Below are 26,961 nucleotides of genomic sequence, written 5' to 3'. Positions count from 1 at the left end.
TATGAATCTGAAATATTTTATAGACCGTCCCATTCTCTCTGCCGTGATTTCCGTGGGAATGGTATTGATGGGAGTGTTGGCTTTGTTCTCGTTGCCTATCGAGCAATATCCGGATATCGCGCCTCCGACCGTGGCTGTTTACACCAATTATCCCGGTGCCAACGCGGAAACCGTGCAAAAAGCGGTTGTCATACCCTTGGAAGAAGCTATCAATGGCGTGGAAGGCATGACTTATATCACATCGACTGCGTCCAACAGCGGTGATGTCGAACTGCTTGTTTATTTCAAGCAAGGGACGAATCCCGATATGGCGGCTGTCAACGTGCAGAACCGGGTGGCTACCGCCCAAGGTTTGTTGCCTTCCGAGGTGGTGCAAGTGGGTGTAACTACCGAAAAACAGCAGAATGCTGAGCTGAAAACTTTCGGCATATATGACCCTGAAGGTCGCTATGATAACAAATTCCTCGACAATTACATGAAGATCAACGTAGAGCCTCGCGTCAAGCGTATCAGCGGGGTGGGTAAGTTCATGTTGTTCGGGGCCAATTACAGTATGCGTGTATGGCTGAAACCCGATAAGATGGCTCAGTATAAACTGGTGCCGTCGGACATATCCGCGGTTCTTGCCACGCAGAATATAGAGGCGGCAACCGGTTCTTTCGGGGAGAATAACGATAACGTGTTTCAATACACGATGAAGTACAGGGGCAGGCTGTCGACACCCGAAGAGTTTGAAAACCTCGTCGTTCGTTCACTGCCTGACGGCGACGTACTCCGCTTGAAAGAAGTGGCGGATGTCGAACTGGGCAGCGAAGCCTATAATTTCCATTCAACCATTAACGGTAAGCCTTGCGCTTTAGCCCTGACCTATCAGACTGCAGGTTCCAATGCTTCGGCAGTCATCAATGAAATCGATGCGGTTCTCGAAGATATGGGCAAGGATCTTCCCGAGGGGCTTGAATTTGTGTCTTTAAGTGATACCAATCGTTTTCTTTATGCCTCTATTAAAGAGGTGATTGTGACGTTGTTATTGGCTATCGTGTTGGTCGTGCTCGTCGTGTATCTGTTTTTGCAGGATATACGCTCTACCTTGATTCCCGCCATATCCATATTCGTTTCGATTATCGCGACATTTGCTTTTATGGCAGTGGCAGGTTTCTCCATCAATTTGCTTACGCTTTTCGCGCTTGTACTTGCCATCGGAACGGTGGTGGACAATGCCATTATCGTGGTGGAAGCGGTACAAAGCCGTTTCGATGCGGGGTACCGGTCGGCTTATCGGGCGACGACCGATGCGATGGGCGGAATATCGTCGGCCATCATTGTCTCTACCATGATTTTTATGGCGGTATTTATCCCTACGTCATTCATGGGCGGAACTTCGGGTACGTTTTACACGCAGTTTGGTATTACCATGGCCGTTGCGGTCGGATTGTCGGTCATCAACGCTCTTACTTTGTCTCCGGCTTTGTGCGCGTTGATGCTGAATCCTTACGTGGATGAGAACGGTGAAGCCAGGGACAATTTTGCAGCCCGTTTCCGCGGGGTATATAACCTTGCTTTTAATACCTTGCTTCATTACTATAAAAACGGTGTTCTCTTTTTTGTTCGTCGCGGGTGGGCCGTGTGGGTAACGCTTGCGGCGGGTCTGGCGGCGTTGGTGTTCTTGATGAACTCCACCCCCACGGGGCTTGTCCCGGACGAGGATGTTGCCACTCTGATGATTAGCCTCGACACGAAGCCGGGAAGTTCTCTGAAAGAGACCAACCGTATCATGCAAAGGATTGACGAGAAGCTGGCGGAGTTTCCTGAAATCGAGTATTCGAGCGGAATATCGGGGTATTCATTTAACGGTGCTGGTCCGTCGATGGGTATGTACTTTATCAAACTGACCGATTGGGACGAGCGTAAAGGCGTGGGACAATCGGCAATGGAACTGTCGGAAAGGCTTTACGGTATTGCTGCCGATGTACCGGACGCCAACATGTTCGTGATGGCGCCTCCGATGATTCCGGGTTACGGCATGGGAGGAGGTTTCGAACTCTATTTGCAGGATAAGGTTGGTGGCGATTTGTCCGAGTTCAAGAATGTATGCGACCGATTCGTGGAGGCTTTGAACGGGCGTCCTGAAATAGAGGCGGCGTACTCGTCGTTTGCAAATAATTACCCGCAATACTGGGTGGATATTGACGCCGCGCAGTGCGAACGCGCAGGAATCACGACAGCGGAGGTCTTGGACGCACTGTCAGGATATTACGGTGGTAGTTATGCCTCGAATTTCAACCGTTTCTCCAAACTGTACCGTGTGATGATTCAGGCCGATCCGGCAAAGCGTGTCACGCAAGAGTCGCTTAATCATTTCTACGTGCGTGTGGGTGGTGAGATGGCTCCGTTATCGCAATTCGTGAAACTCACCAAGACTTACGGTCCTCAATCCCTCTCTCGCTTTAACCTCTATAACTCCATAGCAATTAACGGTAACGCTGCTGCCGGGTATAGTTCGGGCGATGCACTCAAAGCCATAAGGGAGGCTGCCGATGAAGTGTTGCCCAAAGATTACGGCTACGAACTTGGAGGTATTTCACGGGAACAAGCGACCACGGGCAACAATGTGATCATTATCTTTGCCGTTTGTATCGTGCTCGTTTATCTCATCCTGAGCGGTATGTACGAGAGTTTGATACTCCCTCTTACGGTTATTCTCTCCGTACCTTGTGGTTTGATGGGAAGTTTTTTGTTTGCCAAGTTGTTCGGGCTGGAGAATAACATCTATTTACAGACGGGACTGATCATGCTTATCGGTTTGTTGGCAAAGACTGCCATCCTCATTACAGATTACGCGGGTGAACGCCGACGCGGCGGAATGTCTTTGAAGCAGGCTGCCGTGGGAGCGGCGAAGAATCGTCTGCGTCCTATTCTGATGACCGCGTTGACGATGATATTCGGTATGCTTCCGTTGATGTTCGCTTCGGGTGTGGGTGCCAATGGTAATTCCACGCTCGGTACCGGTGCCGTGGGGGGTATGTTGGTGGGAACGTTGGTGCTATTGTTTATCGTGCCCGCCCTGTGGATGTTTTTCCAATCCATGGAGGAACGCGTTAAGCCGATAGAGTTCAAACAAGCAGACCCGGTTATAACGGGAGAGAAGGAAAAAGTGGCTTTGTTGAAGCATTTGAAAGAAATGGATCAAAAGGAGGAACAATGAAACAAATAATTATAAGTATATTGATATTGACCGTGTTGTCAGGTTGTAGTGTTTACAAGAAATTTTCGCAAACGGTAGAAGTCGATAGTAATATAGCGACATTTTCGTGGAAGGAGTTGTTTCAAGATGCATACTTGCAACAGTTGATAGATACGGCGTTGACGCGTAATACGAATTTAAGGACAGCACGCTTACGTGCAGAGCAAGCCGAAGTTGCATTGCTTGCTGCCCGTCTGGCTTATCTGCCGTCCGTGAATCTCGGTGCGGAAGGCGGACTGAACAGTTGGGACGGTTCGACGGCTAAAACGTACAATATAAGCGGTGCCGCGAGTTGGGAAATGGATATATTCGGCAAAGTTACAGCCGCCAAGCGTGAAGCCCGTGCTTCATTGGAGAAGTCTTATGCCTATCGGCAGGCGGTGCAGACCTCGCTCGTGGCATCGGTCGCTTCAACTTATTACACGTTGCTGATGTTGGATGAGCAGATAGCGATTGCAGAACAGATATCGCGGAACTGGCAGCGGACGGTTTCGACGTTGCGGGCATTGATGCGGGCGGGAAGTGCCAATGACGCGGCAGTTCTTCAAGCCGAAGCGAACAGGGCGGCACTCGAAGCCTCCTTGTTGTCCATGCGTAAGAGTTTGAAAGAGACTGAAAATGCGATGTGCCTGTTGTTGGCGCAAACTCCTGAAGGCATAGAGCGGGGAAAATTTGCCGATCAGATTTTTCCCGATTCCATGTCAATGGGGATCCCCGTTCAGCTATTGGCAAATCGTCCCGATGTCCGGGAGGCTGAAATGTCGTTGGCAAAGGCTTTTTATGCCACAAATGTGGCAAGGGCAGCTTTCTATCCCTCTATTAATCTATCGGGGAGTGCGGGATGGACGAACAACGGAGGTGGCGTTGTGCTCAATCCCGGACAATGGCTGCTTAATGCCATCGGTTCGCTGACGCAACCGTTGTTCAATCGCGGAACGAACATCGCTAACCTGAAAATAGCCAAGGCGGAACAGGAGATAGCAGCGTTGGCATTTCAACAGAAATTGCTTGAGGCTGGCAGTGAGGTAAATAACGTGCTGGTATCTTTGCAGACTGCACGGGAGAGGCTGGCGATAAATTCTAAGAGTGTCGTCTCTTTACAGGAGGCAGTCCGAAAGACGGAGCTGTTGATGCGTCATTCCTCGGTGAACTACCTGGAGGTGCTTACCGCGCAACAGTCCCTATTGGATGTCCAGAAATCATTGGCACAGGACAAATTCGATGAGATACAGGGCATCATAAGCCTGTATCACGCGTTGGGTGGAGGTCAATAAGTCTGGCGTTTGCTTGCCTTTTGTTTCGAGAAACGGAATCTCCACTTCTATGTTAACAAATGCGGATTCAAAATAGTGGCGTTTTTAAATTAGAATTGTTATTTTTGTATCAAACAAAAGTTCCGAACGTTATGGGTGAGATATTAAAAATGAATACGATTCATGATTATCATGAATTCCTGGAGGTGGAAACATTGAATCCGCTCGTGAGTGTTCTCGATTTTTCAAAAATACCGCCGATAAGGCATAGTCGCATCAATTTCGGTTTTTATACCATTTTCCTGAAGGATATCAATTGTGGGGATTTGCGCTACGGGCGCGGGGTTTACGATTATCAGGAAGGTACGCTGGTGTTTATTGCTCCCGGGCAAGTCGTCGGGGTTGATGATGACGGGACCCGGGTTCAGGGGAAAGGGTGGGCTTTGCTTTTTCATCCCGATTTGCTGCATGGCACGCTGCTGGGAAAGAAGATGAAGGAGTACACGTTTTTTTCTTACGAGGCGAACGAGGCTCTCCACATGTCGGACCGGGAACGGGAGATCGTTATTAATTGTTTTCTTGGTATTCGGGAGGAATTGGAGCATGCGATAGACAAGCATAGCCGTTCCATTATAACCGCTAATATCGAGGTTTTCCTGAATCATTGCGTCCGTTTTTATGACCGCCAGTTTATTACGCGCAAGGATGTCAATAAGGATATTCTTACCCGGTTTGAAGATTTATTGGTCAATTATTTTGATTCGGAAGCCCCCGAAATCTACGGGTTGCCTTCCGTCGCCTATTGTGCGGATAAACTGCACTTTTCTGCTAATTATTTCGGTGATTTGATAAAGAAGGAAACCGGGAAATCGGCTCAGGAGTGTATTCAATTGACGGTAATCAATCAAGTCAAAGAGCGTTTTGCCGATCTGGATAAGTCTGTCAGCGAAGTTGCTTACGAGATGGGATTCAAGTATCCCCATCATTTGAGCCGCTTGTTCAAGAAAGTGGTCGGTTGTTCTCCTAACGAGTATAGGGCGGCGCTGGCCGGATGATATCCATTGTATGCGGGAAGTAATGGTTCAATATCTGCAGCACAGTTTGTTGCGATGGTTCGATGAGAACCAGCGGGTGTTCCCGTGGCGGGAGGATCGGGCGACGAAGTACCAGCAGATCGTGTCCGAGATTCTGTTGCAGAGGACGAAAGCGGAAACAGTGGCGAAGTATTTCGATACTTTTTTCTCGAGGTTCCCGGACTGGGATGCGCTTTGCAACGCTTCGCTGGAGGAGTTGGAGGAGGCGATGAAACCCTTGGGGTTGTACCGGCATCGGGCCCGACGGCTGTATAAGCTGGGGGAAGACTTGCGTCGTCGGGGAGGGCAGTTGCCGGGTGATTCCAACGAGTTGCGTGATTCCGGTTTTATCGGGTTGTACGTGACGAATGCTTTTGAACTATTTATTTTGAAGAACCGTAAGCCGTTGCTGGACGTGAATATGTCCCGTTTGCTGAAACGCTATTTTGAACTGGGCGATTTTATCGATGTGCGTTTTGACAAGGAAGTACAGGAATTGGCAAATGATATTATCGAGGTGCGGCGTTGCAAGGAATTGAATTGGGCAATCTTGGACTATGCCGCTATGGTGTGCCGGAAAAGAAACCCGTTGTGCGGGGAGTGCGTGTTGAACAAGTTTTGCAAGTATTACGCGCAGAACCGGGAGAAGTCAGATCAGCCCGGTAGTGGTAAACACGAAGTAGGATAGTGCCCCGAGTGATTTTTTTAATTTTTCGATACCGAGTGCTTTCAATCTTTTCACGTTGGCGACGGTAACCTCCATTTGTTCGGCGATTTCCTCTTGTTTCAGTCCTTCCAAGCTGAGGCGGATGACCTCTGCCATACGGGGCGGAAGTTGTTCGATTGATTCGTTCAGAAGACGTAGAGCTTCTTCCTGTATGATATAATTTAAAGTGGAGGTTTCGTTTTCTGCCGCAAGGTGTTTATAGCGTTCGTTTTCTCTTTTCGCGGAACGGATATAGTTGTATACCAGGTTTCGGGTGGATACGTAGAGCAGGCTTTTCATGGACTCCCCGAAGGTGATCTTTTTCCGGTTCAGCCATAGATTGACAAATACATCTTGTACGATGTCTTCTGCCGCCTCTTTGTCTTTTAGGATATTGAAAGCGAAAGCATTCAACGATTCGTTGTATCGCAAAACGAGCTCGTTAAAGGCTTCTCGGTTATCCTTTTGTATTTCTTGTAAGAGGGTATCCAACTCCATAGCACGAGGGGATTGTAAATATCACAATACAAATGTATAATTTTTTTTTATTCGATGTATACTTTTTTGTCGTGGTGGTGTTCTAGTGATAAAAAAATAAGATATGGACTATTTGGATGGAATAGATATAGCCGAGATTATGGTGAAGAAGGTGGTAGGGGATATTTCCCCGGGGGAAGAGGAACGCTTGCAGCGTTGGCTTGATGCTTCGCCGGAGAATCGGGAAATGTATGAGGCGTTTGTTTCCGGGAGAAGTTTAGCGGAGCGCAAAAAGAATTTCGGTCATCTGAACTACGAGAAGACGATAAAGGCAATCCATGAAAAGATTCATCGAAAGGTACGTCGTAGGTTGTACATGAGGATTTCTTCGGTGGCGGCAGTATTGTTGGTGGCAGTTTTAAGTACGGTCGTCATCTTTTCGCTTCGGACGGAAAAAAGGGAAGGGGTGCCTTTGCCCGAAGTCCAAGGCAAATATTATGCATTTCTATCCGTGGATGACGGGCGCAAGGTGGTGTTGAAAGAGAATAACACGGGTACGGAGTGGAAAGAACACGTGAAGGAAAAGGTTGCCGAGAACGTGGTTGCAAAAGAAAAGGTGCAGATGATTCGTGTAGAGGTTCCGAGGGGAAGCGAGTACTGGTTACGGCTGAATGATAGTACCGAGGTATGGTTGAATTCGGAAACGGTATTGATGTACCCGGATCGTTTCGCGGAAGATAAACGGGAGGTTAGATTATGCGGGGAGGCTTTTTTTAAAGTGAAGACGAATCCTACCCGACCTTTTGAAGTGCATACGAACGGGAGTTTGCAGATATGGGTGACGGGAACGGAATTGAATGTACGGGATTATGCCGATGAGCAATTTTTGAAGGTGACCTTGCTGAAAGGCGTCGTGCACGTGGGGAATGATTCGGTATACAGGATATTATCTCCTCGTGAGCAAGCTGTGTTTGACCGGGGAACGGGAGATATGAAAGTGGTGGAACTTGAAGACCCGTCGACCTGTGTCGCTTGGCGGGAAGGAATGTTTGCCTTTGAAGGAGAGCCGATAGAGGTTATTTTTTCCGCTATGGCACAATGGTATGATGTAGAATTTGTTATCGAGAATAAGGTTGGCATGCCTGGTGGTAGTGTGACTTTCCACGCCATGCGTGACGAGAGGGTGGAAGAGTTATTAGGAGTGTTGCAAAGTTTAATTGATTTTAAATATAGAATAGAAGGAAAGAAAATATATATCCGTTTCTAAAGATATAATCAAAAACAAGGAAGAGTCTTGCACACTCTTCCTTATGTTCAAGATTATTTGTGTATCGTTATTTAATAACCTTAAAAACAAAGGTATGAAAAAAAATCATTTTACGAGAGGGAAAGGACGAAAAAAGATGGTTTGGAAGAGCCTTTTTCTGGTCTTTTACGTTTTCGCGAGTAGTTTCGGGTCTTCGGGAATGCTTTCCGCCCAAACGGAACAGCGTGTCACGCTGAGCATGAAGCAGGTGTTAGTAGAACAGGTGTTCAAGCGCTTGCAGGAGACGACTCGCTATCGGTTTACTTATCTGAAGGAGGATTTGCCTAATTCTCCCCGGAAGGATTACGAGTTCAAGGATGCTTCGATTAGCGAGGTGATGGACGAGTTGTTGAAAGGAACGAAATTGCAGTGGAAGTTTCAGAGTGGTGCTATCGTGGTGAGCAAGGCGAAAGAAACCCCGGTAGCTAGAAAGGTGATTCAAAGAGTACGCGGTCGGGTCGTGGATGCCAAGAACGTGTCGATCCCCGGGGTGACAGTACAGGTGCTTGGCGAATACCGGGGCACGACATCGGATACCAGCGGGCATTTTGTGTTGAAGGATGTGTTCGAGGGGAGTAAAATAGAATTTAGCTTTATCGGTTACGAGAAAAAGACATTGACGGCAAAATCGGATATGGGCACGGTGATCTTGGATTCTTTGGCTTATGCCATCGAGGAGGTGACGGTGATTAATAATGGTATTTTTACCCGTCCGAAAGAGAATTTTACGGGAGCCGCAACCCAGTACACGGGCGAGGATATTCGAGCGATCAGTAAAACAAGTATCTTGAGTGCCTTGAAAGTGTTGGACGCTTCATTCCAGATGCCGGACGACGTGGTGAACGGTTCGAACCCCAACGTGTTGCCGAAGGTGCAGTTGCGGGGAACGAACAGTATTATGCAGACGGATATGGAGAGCGAGTACGGGTATATCAGCAACCCGCCGTTGATTATTATCGACGGTTTCGAGTCCGATTTGCAGACATTGTTTGACATGAGCCCCAATATCGTGAAGTCTGTCACCTTGTTGAAGGATGCCGCCGCAACGGCTATTTACGGTTCCAAGTCTGCGAATGGGGTTTTGGTTGTGGAAACGATCCAGCCAGAAGAGGGGGCTACCCAGGTTTTTTACACGGGCACTTACGGGGTGAATATACCGGATTTGTCCAGTTTTAATTTGATGAATGCCCGTCAGAAACTGGAGGTCGAGGAGTTAGGGGGGTATTACCGTAGCCGTGATTTCACGGAACAAAAACGGTTGGACGATTTGCACAATTTGGTGAAGCATAATGTAGCCCGGGGAATTAATACGTATTGGTTGTCTCAACCTTTGCGTACGGAATTCACTCATTCCCATACGGCACGGGTTTCTTACGGTACCAAAAAAGTGTTGTTACAGGGGACGGTGAATTATTCCAATAACGGCGGTATTATGAAAGGTTCTTACCGGGATGTGCTCGGTGGTGACGTACGAGTAAAATACACGACGTTGAACAAGAAGTTGAGTTTCCAATATGCCGTGAAGATTAATTCTTCCAAGGGGTCGGAATCACCTTACGGGGATTTCGGGCAGTATGCCCGGATGAATCCTTACTGGTTGCCGAAAGATGAAAATGGTAATGTTACGAAATACGTGGATATTTATCCCACGGAAGGGAGCAATGGTTTGATATCCTCGTCCCATACTCCTTCCGAGAAGAATCCGCTTTGGAATGCCCATTTGAATATGGTAAATACAAATTCCAGTCTTTCCATTGCTAACGAGCTTTGGTCGGAAGTGACTTTCGTGAAAGGGCTGAAGTTGAATACAACGTTTACTTACACGCACGGGACGACGGAACGGGATAATTTCGTGCCGGGGACGGCGTCCGAATTTTTCACGTCGGCTTTTTCCGAAAGGGGGTCGTACACCAAGAATAACGGAAAGACGAAAAAGTGGCAGTTGACCTCCACGTTGAATTACGGACGGAACTTTGGGAACCATACGATTTATATTTCTGCGGGTGCGCAGTTGAATCACGAGGAGTCGAATTCTTTCGGGTTGGTGGTTAAGGGATTCCCGAATGACCGTTTGGATGATTTGTTGTTTGGGTTGCAATACAGTAACACGAAACCGTCCGGGAGTTATAGTATGAAACGAACGGCTGGTTTTTACGGGAACTTGAGTTATGCGTACGGCAACCGTTATTTGCTGGATGGTTCTATCCGGGCGGACGGTTCGTCCGTGTTCGGGAGAAAAAAGAGATTCGGGGATTTGGGTTCTGTCGGTATCGGTTGGAATTTCCATAACGAGAAGTTTATGCTGGGGCAGAACGTTATCAGCCAGCTGAAGTTTCGGGTTTCATGGGGATTTACCGGGAGCGTGAATTTCCCGGCTTACGCGGGAGCCACAACGTACAAGTATCAAACGGACGGACGGTATCTTGATTTTATCCCGGCTACATTGATGGGGTTGGGAAATACGGCATTGAAGTGGCAGCAAACGCAAAAATGGAATTATGGTGTGGATTTTGGATTGTTCAAGGGACGAGTAACGGCAAACTTTAATTATTACCGGGAAACGACGGATGATTTAATCATGTCGACTTCCACGGTTCCTTCCAATGGTTTTGATTCTTATCATGATAATTTGGGCAAAAGCCAAAACGTGGGCTTTGACCTTGGGGTTCGGGTCGTGTTGTTGCAGGCGCCTAAAAGAGAGTTGTACTGGTCGGTAGCCACTTCATTTTATCATAACGAGAATAAGTTATTGGAGATCACGGATAATTTGAAGGCTCAGAATCAGGCAGCCTTGAACCAGCAGATAACAAACGGTGCCACGACTCCGGTGCTCCAATACGTGGAAGGAGCCAGTGTCAGCGGTTTGTATGCCGTACGCTCTTTGGGAATTGACGCGAGTAACGGTTATGAGGTATTCCTGACGAAAGACGGCCGGCAGACTTATGTCTGGAGGCAGGAGGATATGGTGTACATGGGGGATATGCAACCGAAATTGAATTTTACGATTTACAATAATTTCCAGTACAAGTGGATTCGTTTGAATTTCGGGTTGACATTCCGCACGGGAGGTGTGTTGTATAATAGTACGTTGGCAAGCAAGGTGGAGAATTTTAATTTGCAACAAAACATGGATAAACGGGTGCTGAAAGATCGTTGGACAACACCGGGTAAGCCTGCCGATTACAAAGGATTGGTGGATTTGGAAGGTTACACGCGGACGGAAAAATCGACGAAAGTGACTTCCCGTTTCGTGCAAAAGGCAAATTCGTTCGAGATAACGGGATTGACAATAGACCCGGGTATTCTGGTGGAGCGTTGGTTAAACCGATTTGTGACCAAAGCCGTTCAGAAAGTGAATGACGCTTCCAAAGAGGCGATTAACAGCGATCGTTTCAGCGTGAGTTTCTCGATGCAGAATGTGTTGCGTATTTCAAGTATGAAGCGTGAGTCCGGTACGTCTTATCCATTCAATCGAAGTTTCCTGTTTACGCTGTCGGCTAGGTTGTAGTATTTATATAGAATAAAAAGATAGATTATGAAGAAATATATTTTTTATATCGTGTTGGTTTTCGGGCTTTCCTTGGGGGCATGCAACGATTGGTTGGATGTACCTTCGAAGACGGAAGTGATCGATTACGAGATGTTTGAAACGGAGCAGGGATTTATGGATGGCATGGCGGGGGTGTATTACCTGATGGCGGACAATGCTTTGTACGGGGATATACTGAGTGTGACTTATCTGGATGTGTTAGCTCGACGTTTTAAAATATTCGATACTTATAATGTCAGTGGTTTGGGAAAAGATCTGGATGCAACCAATTATTATCAAGGTTCTGAAGTTGTCGGTGCGATTGATAAAATTTGGAGCAAAGGTTATAATGTCATCGCCAACGTGAATAGCTTGTTGGAACAGATTGAAGATTACAAATCGGTATTTACTTATGATAATTACCGGATGATAAAGGGAGAGGCGTTAGGTGTGCGTGCTTTTATGCATTTCGATCTGATGCGTTTGTTCGGGAAGCCGTATGCTTTGGCCGGGGATGAATTGACGATTCCTTACGTGACGAAATTGTCCGGGCGGGAATGGCCTTTGTTTAACACGGAGGAGGAGGTGATCGGGTTGGCTCTTCAGGATTTACAGGAGGCGGATAGTTTGTTGTCGGTAGATAATATGTACTCGTCTTCCGTAGAGAACAGTTGGTTGAACAGTCGCCGCTCTCATTTTAATCGTTGGGCGGTATACGCGACGATGGCTCGAATTTATCACTGGAAGGGGGATACGGAAAACGCTTTGCTGTATGCCCAAAAAGTGATCGAGTCTGAACAATTCAGGTTTATGGATCCGTTAGTGGATTGTCGTGATTTGCAAAGTAGAGATATTGCTTTCTACACGGAGTGTATTTTTACCTTGAATAAAACCAATTTGAAAGACGTGTATGACAAAAGAATGGGATTTGATGTACATGGTTTGCGTAACGACGTGACGGATATAGAGAAGCTTTATGGAACGACGTCAGGAGGAGGGACGGATTACAGGTTTATCTATTTGTGGTATCTTGCTGCAACCGACCAAGTCGGTGGGCAAAGGTATATGTTTTACCGGTATAATGGAAGTGTTGCCAGTAGAGGGGATTTGGTTACTTTGATGCGTTGGTCAGAGATGTATTATATCGCTGCCGAATGTTGTGGTAATACAGCGGAGGGACGTGCTTATTTGAATGAGGTGTTGGTGAACAGGGGATTGAAGAAGGTGGAAGATTCCATATCGGACGAGGAGTTCCAGAATGAGATCCTGAATGAATACAAGAAAGAATTTTTTTGCGAAGGACACTTGTTTTATTATTATAAACGGTTGAATATAACGAAGGTTTTGGATCACGATCAGGAAACATACGTGGATGTATCGACTCCCGGTTATGTCTTCCCTGTACCGGAGAATGAGCTTGAATTAAGACGTGGAATTACAGAGTAATTAACGAGAATAGTTATGAAGATGAAAACGTTATATAATATAAGAATTATGTTGGCGGTGATGTTGTTGGGGATTGTTGCCGCTTGTGAAGATGATGATAAGATTCCCGGAGCCTCTTATGACGCAGGGGTGTGGTTCTATGGTACAGGTGATGTGATTGTTCAGGGTAAATTTGACATGGACGAGTACAACAAGATATTCAGTGGCTTTTATTCCTTCTATTTTTACCCGGGGGTGGAAGAACATATTTTTGAACTTCCGGAAATTCGTTTGATGGGGAAGCCCGTGGATTATGACCGTAAAGTAAATCTAGTTGCGGGAGAGGGAAGTACTGCCGTGGAGGGAGTGCATTTTGTAATCGAGGATAATGTGTTGCCTGCTAATGCAGTTTCATTTACTCCAAAGGTGTTGTTACTTAAAAAGAACTTGGGTGATGAAGAGAAAATGGTCAAGTTCGTGCTTGAACCTTTCGAAGAATTTCCGGCACAGGTGTTCGGGGATACGGTATCAGACGACAAGACGTTTTTAATATCTCTGCGTTACGAGTTGAAGTTTTCAAACTTGGTGTCAGAGCCGCCTTATTGGTCGCAGTGTGGTATTTTTGGTGATTGGAGCCGGGTTAAATTTGATTTCATGTACGAGAAGTTGGGAAAATACTGGGGAGTGGAACCGGTGTCCCCCGCAGACAGGAATTATATGTATGATGACTTGTTGCGGATGCGTCGTGAGTTGCAATTGTGGCAAACAGAACATCCCGGTGAAAAGATGCTGGATGAAAATGGAAAACAAGTTTCTTTTTAATTTAAACACGAAAGTATGAAAAATTGGTTTAGATATAGTCTTATCGGGATGCTGGGCGTATTGCTTTTGGCGTCGTGTTACCGGGATAAGGGGAATTATTCCTATCGGGATTTGAACGAGATTTCGATTGATTTACCGGATGTCGTGTCCGTGCAACAGGGAATGGTACTGGAAGTATCGCCCAAACTCTCTTTTGCCTTGGAAGAGAATGAAGAAAACTTGAGTTACGAGTGGGTGGTTTCTATTCCGACCTCCTCGGATTCCGTGAATGTCGTATTATCCACGGAGCGGAACTTTGCCGAGCAGATTGATTATGCTTCCGGTAATTCTTACCCGTTTAATTTTAAAGTAACGGATAATAGCACGGGAGTTACTTATCGTAAAGGAATGAAACTGGAAGTGCGGACAAACTATCAGCCCGGTTATTTTGTCGTGGAGCAATATGACAATTATTCGGATATCAGTTTTTATAACACGTCCACGTCCACCGTGTTTCATGGTATATTCTCGGAGGTAAACCCGGATGTTGTGTTAAAGCCGAATGTAACGGATTTGTTTACGGTAGATTTTAGCGGGTATTCATCTCCGGACGGGAAGGTCGCCGCGGGTAATATGACGATGATTTTCGGGGAAGACTGGGGGTACGTGATAGATTATCGTTCTTGCCGGGTGCTTGCCGATATCGAGCAGATGTTTGCTACGCGTCCGGCGGTTATTCGTCCGCAAGTTTTGGCAAATTATATCGAGAAGAATTCTACATTTGTTTTGATAAATGATGGAAAGATTTACCGGATGCATCAGGATCAAGGGCAAACTTTATTTGGCGAACCGATGGTCGCATCCGATGGTTTGGAAACCGGTTGTGCTTCCTTTATCGGTTCGGGGATGAATTATAGGGGACAGTTGATGGGGATCTTGTATTTTGACGAAGCGAATCATCGTTTTTATTCCCGGTATCAGGCAACTAACGTGGTGCTTCAAGATGTGACCGGTTCTTATGTTTCAGGGGGAGTGACATTGTTCGATGCGGCAAAGGTGGATGAAGACTGGGAACTGATTGGAATGCCAACCGGAGGTGCGGGAAATTACTATTACAATATAGTGTTCCGGGATGCGGACAATGTTTACGTTATACGTTATACGATGGCGGGAGTAGGATTTAGCAGCGGACCTTTTCATGTAGTTAGCGAAGAGGAGTGTCCCGGCATGAAGGATAGTCCGGTGTTTGTTTCCCCGTATGGCAGGCAGCAAATATACTATGCAAATGGGAACGAGATCCGCCTGTATGATGCGGATGCGAATACCTCCCGGTTGCTGTATGCTTTCCCGTCGGGAGAAGAGGTGGTATCAATTGTCTTGCCGACGAACGATGGACTAAGCCTGACGGCAGCCACGTATAATGGGAGCAAGGGATCGCTCTATGCTTTCACGTTGGTGAATACCGGGGACTTGAAAGATGCGGCGCCTCGGCTGTTGGCTACTGATTTCGGTAAGATAAAGAAAATCGTGTACAAAAAGTAGTTTAATGAATGTATTGAGATTTCGAGTAATGGGAAGGAAAACATTGTTTTCCTTCCTCTTCCTCCTTGTTTTGCCTTTTTTTTCGGAAGGCAAGGGAAAAGGTAAAGCATATTTTCGGATTTATCGGGAAGGGGATAAGGTGATTTGGGAATTGTCAGAGGCGTTGATCGGGCGGGAATGGTTGTTGGTGAATCAGCTGGCAGCCGTGGGGAGTGGGTGTACTGCTCAGGCGGGAGATATGGTGGGAGAATTGCAAGTTTTGCAATTACGGGAACGGGAAAACGGACAGATGGCTTTGATGCAAAAAGCATCGATCAGTAAGAATGCGGGTTCTAATATGATCGGTCCCCCGAAACCACCTTTTGAGATAGCTAGTTTCTCGAAGGAACGGGGTAGAAAAGGAAACGTATGTTTGGATATTACCTCGTGGGTGGTTTGTGACACGGGTGTGGTGAATGGAAAATTACAAATGTCGACGTTGAAGGCGATTTCTCATCCGGATTGCCAAGAGTTGGTCGGTTGGCGGGAAAAGAGGGACGGGAATGTACGGGTAAGTAGTTGTCTGTTGTTGATGGACGAGGAATTGATGCGGTTGAGGCATGAGGATCAACGGGTGGGGTACTTCAGAAGCAAGCATTTGGTTTGTGGGGATACAATGGTCAGGGAAGACGATTTCTATTGTATTTCCCGGTGGCGGTTGGAGCCTCGGCCGGAGGATATGAAAAAGTACCGGAAGGGTATTTTGGTAAAACCTCGGCAGCCGATCGTGTTTTATATTGATCCGTTGACCCCGAGGAAATGGATCCCTTATATTGAAGTGGCAATCAATAATTGGAATTCCGCTTTCGAACAGGCAGGGTTCCGGAATGCGATTCAAGCAAGGGTGGCTTCGCCTGCCGATTCGACTTGGACGCTGGAGTCTTGTCGGGCGGCAATCGTGTATCGACCGACCACGGAAGAGAACGCTTTCGGGGAGCGGTATGCCGATCCGAGAAGCGGACAGATTTACCATGCCCGTATTATGTGGGGGCATAGTCTGGTGGAATGGTTGAAAGGGAATTATCTGGTACAGGCAGGACCAAGTGATCCGGAGATATTTTCCAAGGGAATATCGGACGAGTGGTTGGGGCAATTGTTGTCGGTGATTATCTCGCACGAGGTGGGACACACGCTGGGATTGACGCATAATATGGGGGCAAGTTCCGTCGTTCCGGTCGAGAAATTGAGGGATAACGAATGGTTGACACGAAACGGGATTTCCACTTCGATCATGGATTATTCGCGTTTTAATTACGTGGCACAACCCGGGGATGGTGTCGATCGGTTGAATCTGATTCCGAGGATAAACCTATATGACCGTTGGGCTATTGAATGGGGCTATCGTTTATTTCCGGAAATAAAGACCTTGGAGGAGGAACGTGCCCATGTGTCGGCTTGGGTCGGGGAGGAGCAGAAGAAGTGGGGACAGTGGTACGGGGCTCAATCCAACGTGAGCGACCCCCGGTCGCAATCGGAGGATGTGGGTGATGACCTGGTGGTTGCAAATACCTACGGGATGGAAAATTTGAAATGGGTTTTGGCACGGATGGATCAGTGGGAGCCGGATCAAGATGGTAGTTATACGACTTATCGGGGAATCTATGACCGGATTGTTTCTATAGGAGAGCGAAATGTGCCTTTGGGACAATACCATTATTATATGAAACAGGTTATAAACATCGTGGGAGGATGTTATTGGGATTATGATGAGAAAGAGCAACTCGTGAAGACTTTGGTGGAACCAGACTATCAACACCGGGCGATGATGTTTTTGGGGAAATACGTGTTTACCGCTCCCGAATGGTTGGTGAGTCCCATGTGTGCAGGAAAAATCGAGAATGATCCGATTCAGTTCATGGAAGTGATTCATACGGGGGCATTAGCTTGGTTATTGCCCAAAGCGGGTTCTTTGCCAGTAAAGGATTCTGTCGGGGTTTACGCGTTGAATGATTTTTTTGAGGATTTGCACCGAGTGGTTTGGCAGGATGTGTTGGACGGGAAGATGCCGGGTATTTACAGGCAAAATTTACAAAGGCTTTTCTTCCAGCGGGTCAGCGCTTATTGTTCGAGTACCGGACCGCAGGGAGTCCGGTTGTACAAGCAGTACGTGGGTGACTTGAAGAAGAGAGTGGAACAGGCTCTGGCGAAGAATAACGAGGAATATTTCGGTATCTATTGCCGGGATTTGATTCGGACGATGAATAAGTTTTTAAAATAAAAATGGATGTATTGTATGTATCAGAAAATATTTTGTATTCTATTACTTATTCAAGTGATATGGTCGCATGATGGTTGCGCGTCGACTTTCCGCGTGTATCCGTCCGAGGGAAGATGTCTGTTGGACATTTCCCGTACCGAGTTGGCGCGTGCGTTTTTGGTTGTAAGCCGTCTGGATTCTGTGCGTGAAAACCGGACGTATCAACCGGGGAGTAGGCTGGGGAAAGAGATCGTTGTGTCTTTTAAACAGGAGAGAGCCGGAGAGGTAGGCGTGTTTTTGCCGGATTTTCGGATCGGTGAGAAAGAAACTTCTCCTGAAATGAAGAAACTCGTGGCTCGTAACCAGGTGGAGATGCCCTTTATGATTTGCCCTGTTCAACGGGAGGATCAAGAGAAACTCTTGATTGATATCACGGAACTGATAATGAGAGAAGAGCCGCTTTTTAATGCGCCGGGTAAACGTGTGGTTCGTTTTCATGCGGAAGATGGATTTTTCGCGTGTACTGTGATGAGGGAATTGCCCGTTGTCCGTCGTCAGTGGAAGCGGGCTGATGATGAGTTGACAGAAATGCCGGTGACTACCACGTTTTTCTTGTTGCCGGAGACTCCCCGAGAAGGACGTGTGAGGGATCGAAGAATCGGTTTTTCTTCGGTTTCGTACGATTATTTCAAAGATGAATGTACGGGGATTCGGACTCGCCACGTGATCCGACGGTGGGCGTTGGAACCCAAGGATGTAGAAGCTTATTTGACGGGTAAATTGACGGAACCGCAAGAGCCGATCGTGTTTTATCTTGATCCGAAGATCCCGGAACGGTGGAAACCCTATTTTGTGCGGGCGGTGGAAGATTGGCAGCGGGCTTTTGAGGTTGCCGGTTTCCGGAATGCTATTGTTGCCAGGGATATACCGGAAGAAACGGGGCAGTCTTTGGTGTCGTTGAGAGGATTGATTCTTTACCAAGATTCTTTGCAAAACGAGGAGGTGGACGTGAATGTCGACCCCCGGAGCGGGCAGATCATACAGGCTCGTGTGCATTGGGCTCCCGGAGTGTTGGATTCATTGAAATATGAGTGGATTACGAGAAGCGCTTTGTGGCAGAAGGTATTTGATTTGAAAACCGAGGCAGAAGAGATTGAAGGGCATTTGATTCGTGTAACTTTAGGACAGCGCATCGGGCAGGCTTTGGGATTATTGCCGAATAAATTGGCATCGGCGTGGATACTTGATAAAGAATTGAGGGATAATGATTGGTTGTCGGAAAATGGAATGTCCTCGTCAATCATGGGAGATCATTTTGTGAATACGGTGGCACAGCCGGAGGATCGGGTGGCGACGGAGAATTTGTTCCCCGTTGTGGGTAGTTATGATTGTTGGGCGATCAACTGGGGCTATCGTTATTGGGGAGAAGAGGGGGAAGCTGTTGAAGGATTGCAGGCATTGTTGCGGAGGAATTTAAACAAGCCGGAACACACATGGTATTATTCTTCAGATTCACCCACGGCGATAGAAGCGATGGCTAATCTGGGAACTTTAGGACGTGATCCGGTTGCAGGGGCTTCGTGTGCGCTGGCAAATGTGAAGCAAGTATTTAGAAGGGCTGATTTGATCCGGAATGGACGGGATACGACAGGGTGGGGAATTTGGGTTCGCCGTGCCGGAGGAAAGGATGGGGTTTTATACTCGATCGTGTTACTTGTGCTTCAACAGTTCGGGGGAATTGAGATTTGCCCGGAAGGGGAAAGTTGTATTGCAAAACCTAATCCCGTGGGACGGGAAGAACAGAAAGAGGCTTTGGCGTTTTTGAGTCGGGAGATTTTCACAACTCCGTACTGGCTTGTTCTATCCCCGTTGGTCAAGAAAGCCGGATTGGCTCCCTCGGAGGTGATTGCGGCTTGGCAGAATGCAGTGTTGGAATATTTATTCGAGAAAGGGATGTCCCGGTTCGCATTGAATCAAGTGATGTCCGGAACGACGGCTTTCTACACATTGGATGAATTCCTGGATGATTTATACCGGGCGGTATGGTCAGAGGCGGGAAAGGCGGATGTGTATCGGGAAGCTTTGCAAATGAAGTATTTGGAATGTGTGGAGAAGGCATTGAGAAGGAATCCCGGTCGGGGTGAATCCGTTGCTTTGCAAGTGCATTTGAATAAATTGTATGTAGTGATGGAACAAGCGCTTGGAATGTCCTTGTCGAGGGAGAGAAGGAAGAGTTTGGTTCATTGCAAGAATAAAATAGAGGATGTTATTAAGAATTTGTAGTAAATTAAAAATGAAACGTATGAAATCGATTTTTAGGTTTGTGTTTATTTTGTTATTGTGGATGCCTGTTACGATGGTGGCACAAGAACAAGGAATCCAGTTTGACAAGAGTATGAGCTGGAACGAGGTGGTGGAGAAAGCTACTCGGGAAAACAAGTATATTTACGTGGATGTTATGTCTACCTGGTGTCCGCCTTGTCAGGCAATGGTGAAAAATGTTTTCACGCAGAAGGAAGCGGGTGATTTTTATAACCAGCATTTTATTTGTATCAAATTGCAGACGGATAAGACGGCTAAAGACGATGAGTACGTGAAAGCCTGGTATAAAGAAGTGAACAAGATTTGTACGGAGGCGAAGATTCAGGTACTCCCGACGGCACTTTATTATAACCCGAAAGGAGAGTTGGTGCATATTGTTCCGGGGGGAATTCCGAACGTGAATGAATTTATCGAATGTGGGCGGAAGGCTTTGGATGAGAATCAGCAGATTTTTACTCGCCTGAAAAAGTACGAGGCGGGAGAACGGGACGTGGAGTTTCTGTACGATTTATCGGTTGATTTCCTGATGTTGGGGGATAAGGTCATGGCGAGAGAGGTGGGGAATACTTTCTGGCAGACGATAACTCCCGAAGAACGTTTGTTGGACAAGGGAATCCGTTACGCAAGCGATTTCTTTGGCAGTGTGGATGATGCCATGTTCAGTCTCTTTTATGATTATCCGGAAAAGGTGGATGCCGTGCTTGGAAAAGGAGCGGCAAATCAGAAAGTCATGCGGGCAATCGAGGCGAAGTATATTTTGCCATTGATGAATGACTCCGTGAATATGCCGGATTGGGACGGGATTTGCCAAGATTTGAGCGTGAAATATCCCCGGAAAGAAGTAGAAATTAAAAAGATGCTTCTGGATCGCAAATTGGTGTATTCCAAGAAGTATCATAATGATGCGCTTTGTGCTTCGGTTTTAAGAGAATTAGTTCCGATGTGCGATGAGGAAGGAAATGATATGTTGGTTCGTAGTTACGCTCACGAGTTAGGATTGAAAGCACGGGATAAAGAGGACCGTAAGGTCGCTTTGGAATGGCTGGAAAAAACGTTGGATGAAAAAGATGCATATCAATTGTTGAATTATGCCGAAGTGCTTTTCTTGAACAAGCAAAAAGGGAAAGGATTGAAATGTGTGAATTCCGCTTTGAAGTTGACTAAAGAGGGAAGTAAAACTTACGAACGGGCGATGGAGATGAAGAAGAAAAATGCCAGAGAAATGAAGTTGTTGAAACAGATTGTCAATGAAATAAATTAAAAGCCGGAGTTATGAATACAATGTATAGAATCGTCATCGGGTTGATCTTGTTGTTTCCCGTCGGAATAATAGCTCAAGATAATAAAGGAATCCAGTTCGACCAGAGCATGAGCTGGGATGAGGTGGTAAAAAAGGCTACCGGGGAGAATAAGTATATTTTTATGGATGTCATGGCAACTTGGTGCGGACCTTGTCGGAATATGACAGAAGTCGTGTTTCCCAATGAAGAAGTCGGGAAATTTTTTAACGAGCATTTTATCTGTGTGAAATTGCAGATTAATAAAACGGCTCAAGATGATGAGCGTACGAAGGCTTGGTATAAAGAAGTTGATAGGGTGCAAAGGCTTGTTAATATAAGGACAGTACCAGTTTTGCTCTTTTTCAACCCGAAAGGAGAGCTCGTGCATTCGATGCCGGGGGCGACAACTAATACGAAAGTTTTTATTGAGTTGGGGAAGACGGCATTAGATGAGAGGCAACAGTTGTACACTCGTTGGAGGAAGTTTGAAGCTGGGGAACGGGATGTAGATTTCTTGTTTGATTTGTCGGTTGATTTTGCCCGACGACAAGAGAGAGAGTTCGCCATGAAAGTGGCTAACGTGTTCTGGCAGACAATCACCCCGGAAGAACGGGTGTCTGAGAAAGGAATACGATATGCTTCGGATTTCATTTTCAGCACGAATGATGAAACGTTTAAATTTTTTCTGGAGCATCCGGGCGAGGTGAATGCCGTACTCGGTGAAAGGAGTGCAGAACAAAAAGTGTTGAACTTGATTGAACGGGAAATGGTTGTGCCTCACGTGAAAGATACCGTGAATATACCGGATTGGGAAAGAATTTATAGAAATTTGTGCGTGAAGTATCCCCAGTTGAAGGATGAATTTAAATTACTTGTCGCAAATCAGAAGGTACGTTATGCCCAAAGAAATCATAAAGACGAGCTTTATTTGGAGGCTCTTTTGGAACTTGTTCCGCTATATGGAGAGAATGGGAATGCAATGTTAACTAGATCATGTGCGCATAACTTGGGGGTAAATGCTAAAAATCAAGAGCAAAGGGATATCGCCTTGTATTGGTTGAAAAAGATGCAAGATGGAAAGGATGCCGTGGGAATGGCTTATTATGCGGAGATACTTTTCTTGTCCGGGCAAAAGAAAGAAGGAAAGAAATATATAGATTTGTCCATGAAGACGATGGGTGAAGGGGCGTTTGTCTACACGGAGGTGAAAAGAATTAACGAGAAATATGCGAAGTAATTGATGTTAATGGTTCTATAAATAAAAAAATAGTCGCCCGAAAAAGCGACTATTTTTATTATTGAATGGTTGTCTATATTACTTGATAACGCCAAGTTTCTTACCAATCTTGATGAAGGCGGCCAAGGCGCGATCCAGTTGCTCGCGGGTGTGTGCGGCAGACAATTGGATACGGATACGGGCTTGTCCTTTCGGTACAACCGGGTAGTAGAATCCGGTTACGTAGATGTTTTCTTTCTGTAATTCGGCAGCGAATTGTTGAGAAAGTACTGCATCGTAAAGCATCAAGGCGCAGATGGCAGACTCAGATGGTTTCAGGTCGAATCCGGCTTCCGTCAATTTAGCACGGAAATAGTTGGCATTGTCCATCACGCGGTCTCTCAGTTCGGTGCTCTTTGTCAGCATATCGAACACGGCGATGGAAGCACCGCAGATTGCCGGGGACAAGGAGTTGGAGAACAAGTAAGGTCTTGAACGTTGACGCAACATATCGATCACTTCTTTTTTACCGGTAGTGTAACCTCCCATGGCGCCGCCTAAGGCTTTACCAAGGGTTCCGGTGAAGATGTCGACACGTTCCATGCAGTGGTGGTGTTCTGCTGAACCGCGCCCCGTTTCGCCGATGAACCCGGCAGCGTGGCTGTCGTCAACCATCACCATGGCGTTGTATTTTTCAGCCAAGTCGCAGATCTCGTTCATCTTGGCAATATCCCCGTCCATGGAGAATACGCCGTCGGTAACGATGATGCGATAGCGTTGAGCTTGAGAAATCTTCAATTGTTCTTCGAGGTCAGCCATGTTGGCGTGTTTGTATCTGTAACGTACGGCTTTGCAAAGACGAACACCGTCGATGATGGAAGCGTGGTTCAATTCGTCGGAGATGATGGCATCTTCCTGTCCGAACAACGGTTCGAATACACCACCGTTAGCGTCGAAGCAAGCGGCATAAAGGATGGTATCTTCTGTCCCAAAGAATTGAGAGATTTTAGCTTCCAGTTCTTTGTGAATATCTTGGGTACCGCAGATGAAACGTACAGAAGACATACCGTAACCGTGGCTGTCTAATGCTTTCTTTGCTCCTTCGATAACGGTTGGGTTTGAAGAAAGTCCTAAATAGTTGTTTGCACAAAAGTTCAATACAGTTTCTCCCGTGGCAAGTTTGATTTCTGCATCTTGCGGGGTAACGATGATTCTTTCGCTTTTGTATAAGCCGGCGTCTTTTATTGACTGTAATTCAGCCTTTAAAAAGTCTTGAAATTTTCCGTACATATAGCTAATTTTTTTGTTTGTTTTAATGGGCTCAAAAGTAATGAATTTTTACTTACAACGTATCCGAAAATGATAATATCGTATTTTATTTGAGAAATATGTTTTGAGATATCATTTTTTGATCGGAGTAAAAATCTGTAGCAAAACAGGCTCCATGCGAGAAAAACGTGGAGCCTGTTAAATGGGGTGTAATTTTTAGTTTCTTATCGCGGCAATTTCTTTCACGGCTTCGATGGCTGTATTCACATCTTCTTCCGTGGTGAAAGCCCCGATACTCATGCGGACAGTTCCGTGCATATCGAATGTACCGATTACCTCGTGTACTTTCGGGGCACACTGCAATCCGGTACGAACGGCAATATTGTAATCCACGTCGAGCATGGTGCCCACGTCGGCTGAATCGAATCCGTTGATGTTGAAGCTAAGTACCGGGTTTTTGTTTTCCGGGCTGTTGGCACAATAGGTGGTGACTCCTTCCACGTCTTGCAGAGCCTTGCGCAATTTGTCCCATAATTGTATTTCCCGGTGATGGATATTCATGATGCCTTGTTCTTGAATCCATTTCACCCCGGCGTTCAATCCGGCTACACCCAACAGGTTCAATGTCCCGTACTCCAAACGATAAGGATATTCGTCCAGATGCACGGGATACGCGGAACGGACTCCGGTGCCCCCGGCACGGGTATGTTTGATCTCGATGCCTTCACGCACGTATGAACCCCCGATTCCCGTCGGACCCATGAGGCATTTGTGTCCCGTGAAGCAATACACGTCTATGCCAGAAGCTTGCATATCCAAATCGACGGCTCCGGCTCCCTGACTACCGTCAACCACGAAGATTACGCCTTTTTCTTTACAGACTTTCCCGATTTCAGCCAATGGCTGGATCGTTCCCAATACGTTGGAACAGTGGGTAATAACTATAAATTTGGTGTTCGGGCGGATCGCCTTTTTAATATCGTCGGGATGCACGTAACCGTTCTCGTCAAAGGGCACGTAAGTCACGTCAATAGTACCATTTTGGTGGTGCATATTGAGAGGACGCAACACGGAGTTGTGTTCCAACATCGTGGATACCACGTGAATACCTTTTTCAACCAGACCGTTGATAATCAAGTTTAAAGAGTCTGTGGCGTTGTAGCTGAACGTCAAACGATTGTGATCTGTACCCCCGTTAAAGAGTTTAGTCAACATTTTGCGGGTAGAGTTCACTACTTCCTCGGTTTCAACGGCGGCGTCAAACCCGGAACGTCCCGGGTTTACTCCATGTTTACGATAGAAATCGTTCATGAAATCATAAACTACATCCGGCTTCGGGAAGCTGGTGGCTGAATTGTCTAGGTAGATTAATTTGCTCATAATGCTTGTATTAATTTTTAATTTTCAATTCTGCATTTTCAATTATTAGTGCATCCGCAACCAATTCCGCCACCGTCTTTATGATGATGCCTAATTTGTAAGTATGGTTTATTTGGGTAAGTTGATCCACGCAATTGTGGCATGGAGTAACCACGACCTGTGCCTCGGTAGCCGTGATTTGATCAGCTTTGATTTTATCGATTTTAAGACGGCGTTCGTTGTATTCGCTCATGGCTAAAGCTCCCCCGCCTCCCCCGCAACAGAAATTATCTGTCCCGTGAGGGGTCATTTCGACTACGTTTGCCGCGGCAGCATTAACCACGAAACGGATTTCATTGAGAAGTCCGCCGTTTCGTACTAGATTACAAGGGTCATGGATTGTTACCACTTTATCGTTCAAGTTCTTGTCCAGTTTGATTCTCCCGTTACGGATGTATTCACCGATAAGCTCCACGACGGTCAGCGTGTCAAAGTCATATTTTGTTTTGAGGTAATTGGGACCTTCCCAGCGCATGGCTCGTGAGCCATGGCCGCATTCCCCGAGAATGAGGCGTTTGCAGTTGAGCTTGTGTATCTCGTCATAGAGATTTCGGGCAATCTGTGTAGCCTCCGTGTTATTACCGTTGAAATAACCGTAATTCGTGACATCGTAATATTTGGACGAGAGCGTCCAGTCTTCTCCTGCCGCATAGAATATTTTACCCATGGCAGAGATCGAGAGAGGGAAGAATTTCGGTTCCCGGGGATTTACCGTGTAGAACACGTTCTTGTCGGTTTTGTCCAGAAACAATCCGGCATTCGGGTCTTCCATTTCATCCTGAAGTTCTTCTTCCATCCATTGAATCGTGTCGACGAATTCGTCTGTGGGGATACCCATGTTGTTACCCGTGTTGATGGCTGCATCTACCGTGGCTTGAAGGGTCTTCGGCACCATATCCATAGCCGCGAGCATCTCCCTGCCTTTCTTCACGAGAAAGGGGATGTCTACCCCGATAGAGCAATGTTTCACGCAACGCCCGCACATGGTGCAAGCGCCAAACAGGGAATCCACCATTTCTTCACACGTTTTGTCATCCAGTTCCCGGGCGTGGAATAATTTCGGGAACATGGCGCCTTGCCATGTCTTGTAACGCCTGTATATCGAACTGACCAGATCGACTTTTCTCGCGGGAATGAATTTGGCTTCTTTCATCGTGAGGTAGTACATACAGCTGTCTGCGCATAAGCCACACCGCACGCAAGCGTTCAGATGGGTTTCCAGCTTGCTGTCGCTCGTTTGGCTGATGATGGCAAGGGCTTTGTTTCTTTGTTCTTTCGTGATATTTGTCATACCGTAGCTTTTTTAGGAGGCCATGTTCCACGCCAGCCGTAGAAAAAGCCCAAGTGATACCTCGCAAAGAAAAAATAAAGTACGTGCTTGATCTTGCCGATAGGCATCCATACGAACAGGAGTGCCATCGTGATGTAATATACCGCCCCGAACTGGAACATCCACAGGGAATATGTCGTCACGAAAAGCATGACCGTGCAGAGAAGATTGGAAATATAATCATCCGTGCAGGACAACTCCCGGAGTTCTTTTTTCACGATACGTTTAATAAATAAGGATAGTCCGCAGACACTGGCAACAAACGTGATGGCTGCCAGTATGATGATGACGAGGTTCGTTACACTTTCAATAGGAATCCGGAAGCTGAAGATCGCCGAGAGTGCGATAATCACGTACACAAGGATTGCCAGGAAGTTTCCTATATGAAAAATAATACCTGCCGAATAGGTGGGCAGGTGTAAATAAGCTGATTCTTTTTGCATAGGTGACATAGCTCCAATACAAGAGTAACAGACTGCTTGGGCAATATTTCCCGATTTTTGCGAAAGGTCTTTAGGAGGACCCTTTTTTAA

18 protein-coding genes are annotated in these 26,961 nt (G+C 46.5%); 13 read left to right on the top strand and 5 right to left on the bottom strand.

The window, feature by feature from the left end; all coding sequences use genetic code 11:
• Position 1 precedes the first annotated feature (1 nt).
• From A3CY_RS0107930 to A3CY_RS0107915, 4 genes are all read left to right on the top strand, one after another.
• On the top strand, positions 2-3,205 hold the full coding sequence (locus tag A3CY_RS0107930) for an efflux RND transporter permease subunit (RefSeq protein WP_018337379.1): 3,204 nt from the start codon (positions 2-4) through the stop codon (positions 3,203-3,205).
• Positions 3,202-4,518, top strand: coding sequence for an efflux transporter outer membrane subunit (locus A3CY_RS0107925; protein ID WP_018337378.1), 1,317 nt, complete (start codon positions 3,202-3,204; stop codon positions 4,516-4,518). The genes A3CY_RS0107930 and A3CY_RS0107925 overlap by 4 nt, the downstream gene beginning before the upstream one ends.
• Positions 4,519-4,649: 131 nt before the next feature.
• Positions 4,650-5,552: a helix-turn-helix domain-containing protein gene (locus A3CY_RS0107920; protein ID WP_026207439.1), complete on the top strand. Its 903-nt coding sequence runs from the start codon at positions 4,650-4,652 to the stop codon at positions 5,550-5,552.
• Positions 5,553-5,574: 22 nt separating this feature from the next.
• Positions 5,575-6,258 (top strand): HhH-GPD family protein, encoded by a 684-nt coding sequence (locus A3CY_RS0107915; RefSeq protein ID WP_026207438.1) that lies wholly within the window; start codon positions 5,575-5,577, stop codon positions 6,256-6,258.
• Here A3CY_RS0107915 and A3CY_RS0107910 read toward each other — a convergent pair.
• Positions 6,220-6,774, bottom strand: coding sequence for an RNA polymerase sigma factor (locus A3CY_RS0107910; RefSeq protein ID WP_018337375.1), 555 nt, complete (start codon positions 6,772-6,774; stop codon positions 6,220-6,222). The genes A3CY_RS0107915 and A3CY_RS0107910 overlap by 39 nt on opposite strands.
• A 103-nt stretch (positions 6,775-6,877) precedes the next feature.
• Between A3CY_RS0107910 and A3CY_RS0107905 the strand changes: the two genes are divergently transcribed.
• From A3CY_RS0107905 to A3CY_RS21960, 9 genes are all read left to right on the top strand, one after another.
• A complete protein-coding gene (locus A3CY_RS0107905; RefSeq protein ID WP_018337374.1) occupies positions 6,878-8,020 on the top strand; it encodes a FecR family protein in 1,143 nt (380 codons plus the stop codon).
• A gap of 94 nt (positions 8,021-8,114) precedes the next feature.
• A complete protein-coding gene (locus tag A3CY_RS0107900) occupies positions 8,115-11,567 on the top strand; it encodes a SusC/RagA family TonB-linked outer membrane protein (RefSeq protein WP_169503586.1) in 3,453 nt (1,150 codons plus the stop codon).
• 27 nt (positions 11,568-11,594) lie between these two features.
• Positions 11,595-13,034 (top strand): RagB/SusD family nutrient uptake outer membrane protein, encoded by a 1,440-nt coding sequence (locus A3CY_RS0107895; protein WP_018337372.1) that lies wholly within the window; start codon positions 11,595-11,597, stop codon positions 13,032-13,034.
• 21 nt (positions 13,035-13,055) lie between these two features.
• Positions 13,056-13,835, top strand: coding sequence for a DUF4843 domain-containing protein (locus A3CY_RS0107890; RefSeq protein ID WP_169503584.1), 780 nt, complete (start codon positions 13,056-13,058; stop codon positions 13,833-13,835).
• Between the two features lie 15 nt (positions 13,836-13,850).
• A complete protein-coding gene (locus A3CY_RS0107885; protein ID WP_026207436.1) occupies positions 13,851-15,356 on the top strand; it encodes a PKD-like family lipoprotein in 1,506 nt (501 codons plus the stop codon).
• A 4-nt stretch (positions 15,357-15,360) separates the two neighbouring features.
• A complete protein-coding gene (locus tag A3CY_RS20550) occupies positions 15,361-17,613 on the top strand; it encodes a zinc-dependent metalloprotease (RefSeq protein WP_051082690.1) in 2,253 nt (750 codons plus the stop codon).
• Positions 17,614-17,628: 15 nt separating this feature from the next.
• Positions 17,629-19,875 (top strand): zinc-dependent metalloprotease, encoded by a 2,247-nt coding sequence (locus tag A3CY_RS0107875; RefSeq protein ID WP_018337368.1) that lies wholly within the window; start codon positions 17,629-17,631, stop codon positions 19,873-19,875.
• A 19-nt stretch (positions 19,876-19,894) separates the two neighbouring features.
• Positions 19,895-21,175 (top strand): thioredoxin family protein, encoded by a 1,281-nt coding sequence (locus A3CY_RS0107870; RefSeq protein ID WP_018337367.1) that lies wholly within the window; start codon positions 19,895-19,897, stop codon positions 21,173-21,175.
• Between the two features lie 11 nt (positions 21,176-21,186).
• Positions 21,187-22,431 (top strand): thioredoxin family protein, encoded by a 1,245-nt coding sequence (locus A3CY_RS21960; RefSeq protein WP_026207434.1) that lies wholly within the window; start codon positions 21,187-21,189, stop codon positions 22,429-22,431.
• A 78-nt stretch (positions 22,432-22,509) separates the two neighbouring features.
• Here the strand turns inward: A3CY_RS21960 and kbl are convergent, their stop codons facing one another.
• The 4 genes from kbl to A3CY_RS20540 all read right to left on the bottom strand — a co-directional run bounded on the left by kbl (position 22,510) and on the right by A3CY_RS20540 (position 26,871).
• On the bottom strand, positions 22,510-23,700 hold the full coding sequence (gene kbl / locus A3CY_RS0107860) for a glycine C-acetyltransferase (RefSeq protein WP_018337365.1): 1,191 nt from the start codon (positions 23,698-23,700) through the stop codon (positions 22,510-22,512).
• Positions 23,701-23,895: 195 nt separating this feature from the next.
• A complete protein-coding gene (locus tag A3CY_RS0107855; RefSeq protein WP_018337364.1) occupies positions 23,896-25,059 on the bottom strand; it encodes an aminotransferase class V-fold PLP-dependent enzyme in 1,164 nt (387 codons plus the stop codon).
• Between the two features lie 10 nt (positions 25,060-25,069).
• The gene (locus tag A3CY_RS0107850; RefSeq protein ID WP_018337363.1) at positions 25,070-26,389 is read right to left on the bottom strand and encodes a (Fe-S)-binding protein; all 1,320 of its coding nucleotides are present in this window, start codon (positions 26,387-26,389) and stop codon (positions 25,070-25,072) included.
• Entirely contained in the window at positions 26,386-26,871 is a 486-nt protein-coding gene (locus tag A3CY_RS20540) for a hypothetical protein (RefSeq protein ID WP_018337362.1), read from the bottom strand. The genes A3CY_RS0107850 and A3CY_RS20540 overlap by 4 nt, the downstream gene beginning before the upstream one ends.
• Between the last annotated feature and the right edge of the window lie 90 nt (positions 26,872-26,961).

The organism is Butyricimonas synergistica DSM 23225 (assembly GCF_000379665.1).
GTDB classification, from domain to species: Bacteria; Bacteroidota; Bacteroidia; order Bacteroidales; family Marinifilaceae; genus Butyricimonas; species Butyricimonas synergistica.
The sequence above is the reverse complement of the archived record's forward strand: the minus strand, read 5'-3'. Positions and strand labels throughout refer to the sequence as shown.

Excerpts from the sequence above, each read along its gene's own strand:
- A3CY_RS0107850 (WP_018337363.1), bottom strand. The coding sequence starts at position 26,389 with ATGACAAATATCACGAAAGAACAAAGAAACAAAGCCCTTGCCATCATC.
- A3CY_RS21960 (WP_026207434.1), top strand. The coding sequence starts at position 21,187 with ATGAATACAATGTATAGAATCGTCATCGGGTTGATCTTGTTGTTTCCC.
- A3CY_RS0107870 (WP_018337367.1), top strand. The coding sequence starts at position 19,895 with ATGAAATCGATTTTTAGGTTTGTGTTTATTTTGTTATTGTGGATGCCT.
- A3CY_RS0107885 (WP_026207436.1), top strand. The coding sequence starts at position 13,851 with ATGAAAAATTGGTTTAGATATAGTCTTATCGGGATGCTGGGCGTATTG.
- A3CY_RS0107925 (WP_018337378.1), top strand. The coding sequence starts at position 3,202 with ATGAAACAAATAATTATAAGTATATTGATATTGACCGTGTTGTCAGGT.
- A3CY_RS0107895 (WP_018337372.1), top strand. The coding sequence starts at position 11,595 with ATGAAGAAATATATTTTTTATATCGTGTTGGTTTTCGGGCTTTCCTTG.
- A3CY_RS0107910 (WP_018337375.1), bottom strand. The coding sequence starts at position 6,774 with ATGGAGTTGGATACCCTCTTACAAGAAATACAAAAGGATAACCGAGAA.
- A3CY_RS0107915 (WP_026207438.1), top strand. The coding sequence starts at position 5,575 with ATGGTTCAATATCTGCAGCACAGTTTGTTGCGATGGTTCGATGAGAAC.
- kbl (WP_018337365.1), bottom strand. The coding sequence starts at position 23,700 with ATGTACGGAAAATTTCAAGACTTTTTAAAGGCTGAATTACAGTCAATA.
- A3CY_RS0107900 (WP_169503586.1), top strand. The coding sequence starts at position 8,115 with ATGAAAAAAAATCATTTTACGAGAGGGAAAGGACGAAAAAAGATGGTT.
- A3CY_RS0107905 (WP_018337374.1), top strand. The coding sequence starts at position 6,878 with ATGGACTATTTGGATGGAATAGATATAGCCGAGATTATGGTGAAGAAG.
- A3CY_RS0107855 (WP_018337364.1), bottom strand. The coding sequence starts at position 25,059 with ATGAGCAAATTAATCTACCTAGACAATTCAGCCACCAGCTTCCCGAAG.
- A3CY_RS20540 (WP_018337362.1), bottom strand. The coding sequence starts at position 26,871 with ATGCAAAAAGAATCAGCTTATTTACACCTGCCCACCTATTCGGCAGGT.
- A3CY_RS0107930 (WP_018337379.1), top strand. The coding sequence starts at position 2 with ATGAATCTGAAATATTTTATAGACCGTCCCATTCTCTCTGCCGTGATT.
- A3CY_RS0107920 (WP_026207439.1), top strand. The coding sequence starts at position 4,650 with ATGGGTGAGATATTAAAAATGAATACGATTCATGATTATCATGAATTC.
- A3CY_RS0107890 (WP_169503584.1), top strand. The coding sequence starts at position 13,056 with ATGAAAACGTTATATAATATAAGAATTATGTTGGCGGTGATGTTGTTG.
- A3CY_RS0107875 (WP_018337368.1), top strand. The coding sequence starts at position 17,629 with ATGTATCAGAAAATATTTTGTATTCTATTACTTATTCAAGTGATATGG.
- A3CY_RS20550 (WP_051082690.1), top strand. The coding sequence starts at position 15,361 with ATGAATGTATTGAGATTTCGAGTAATGGGAAGGAAAACATTGTTTTCC.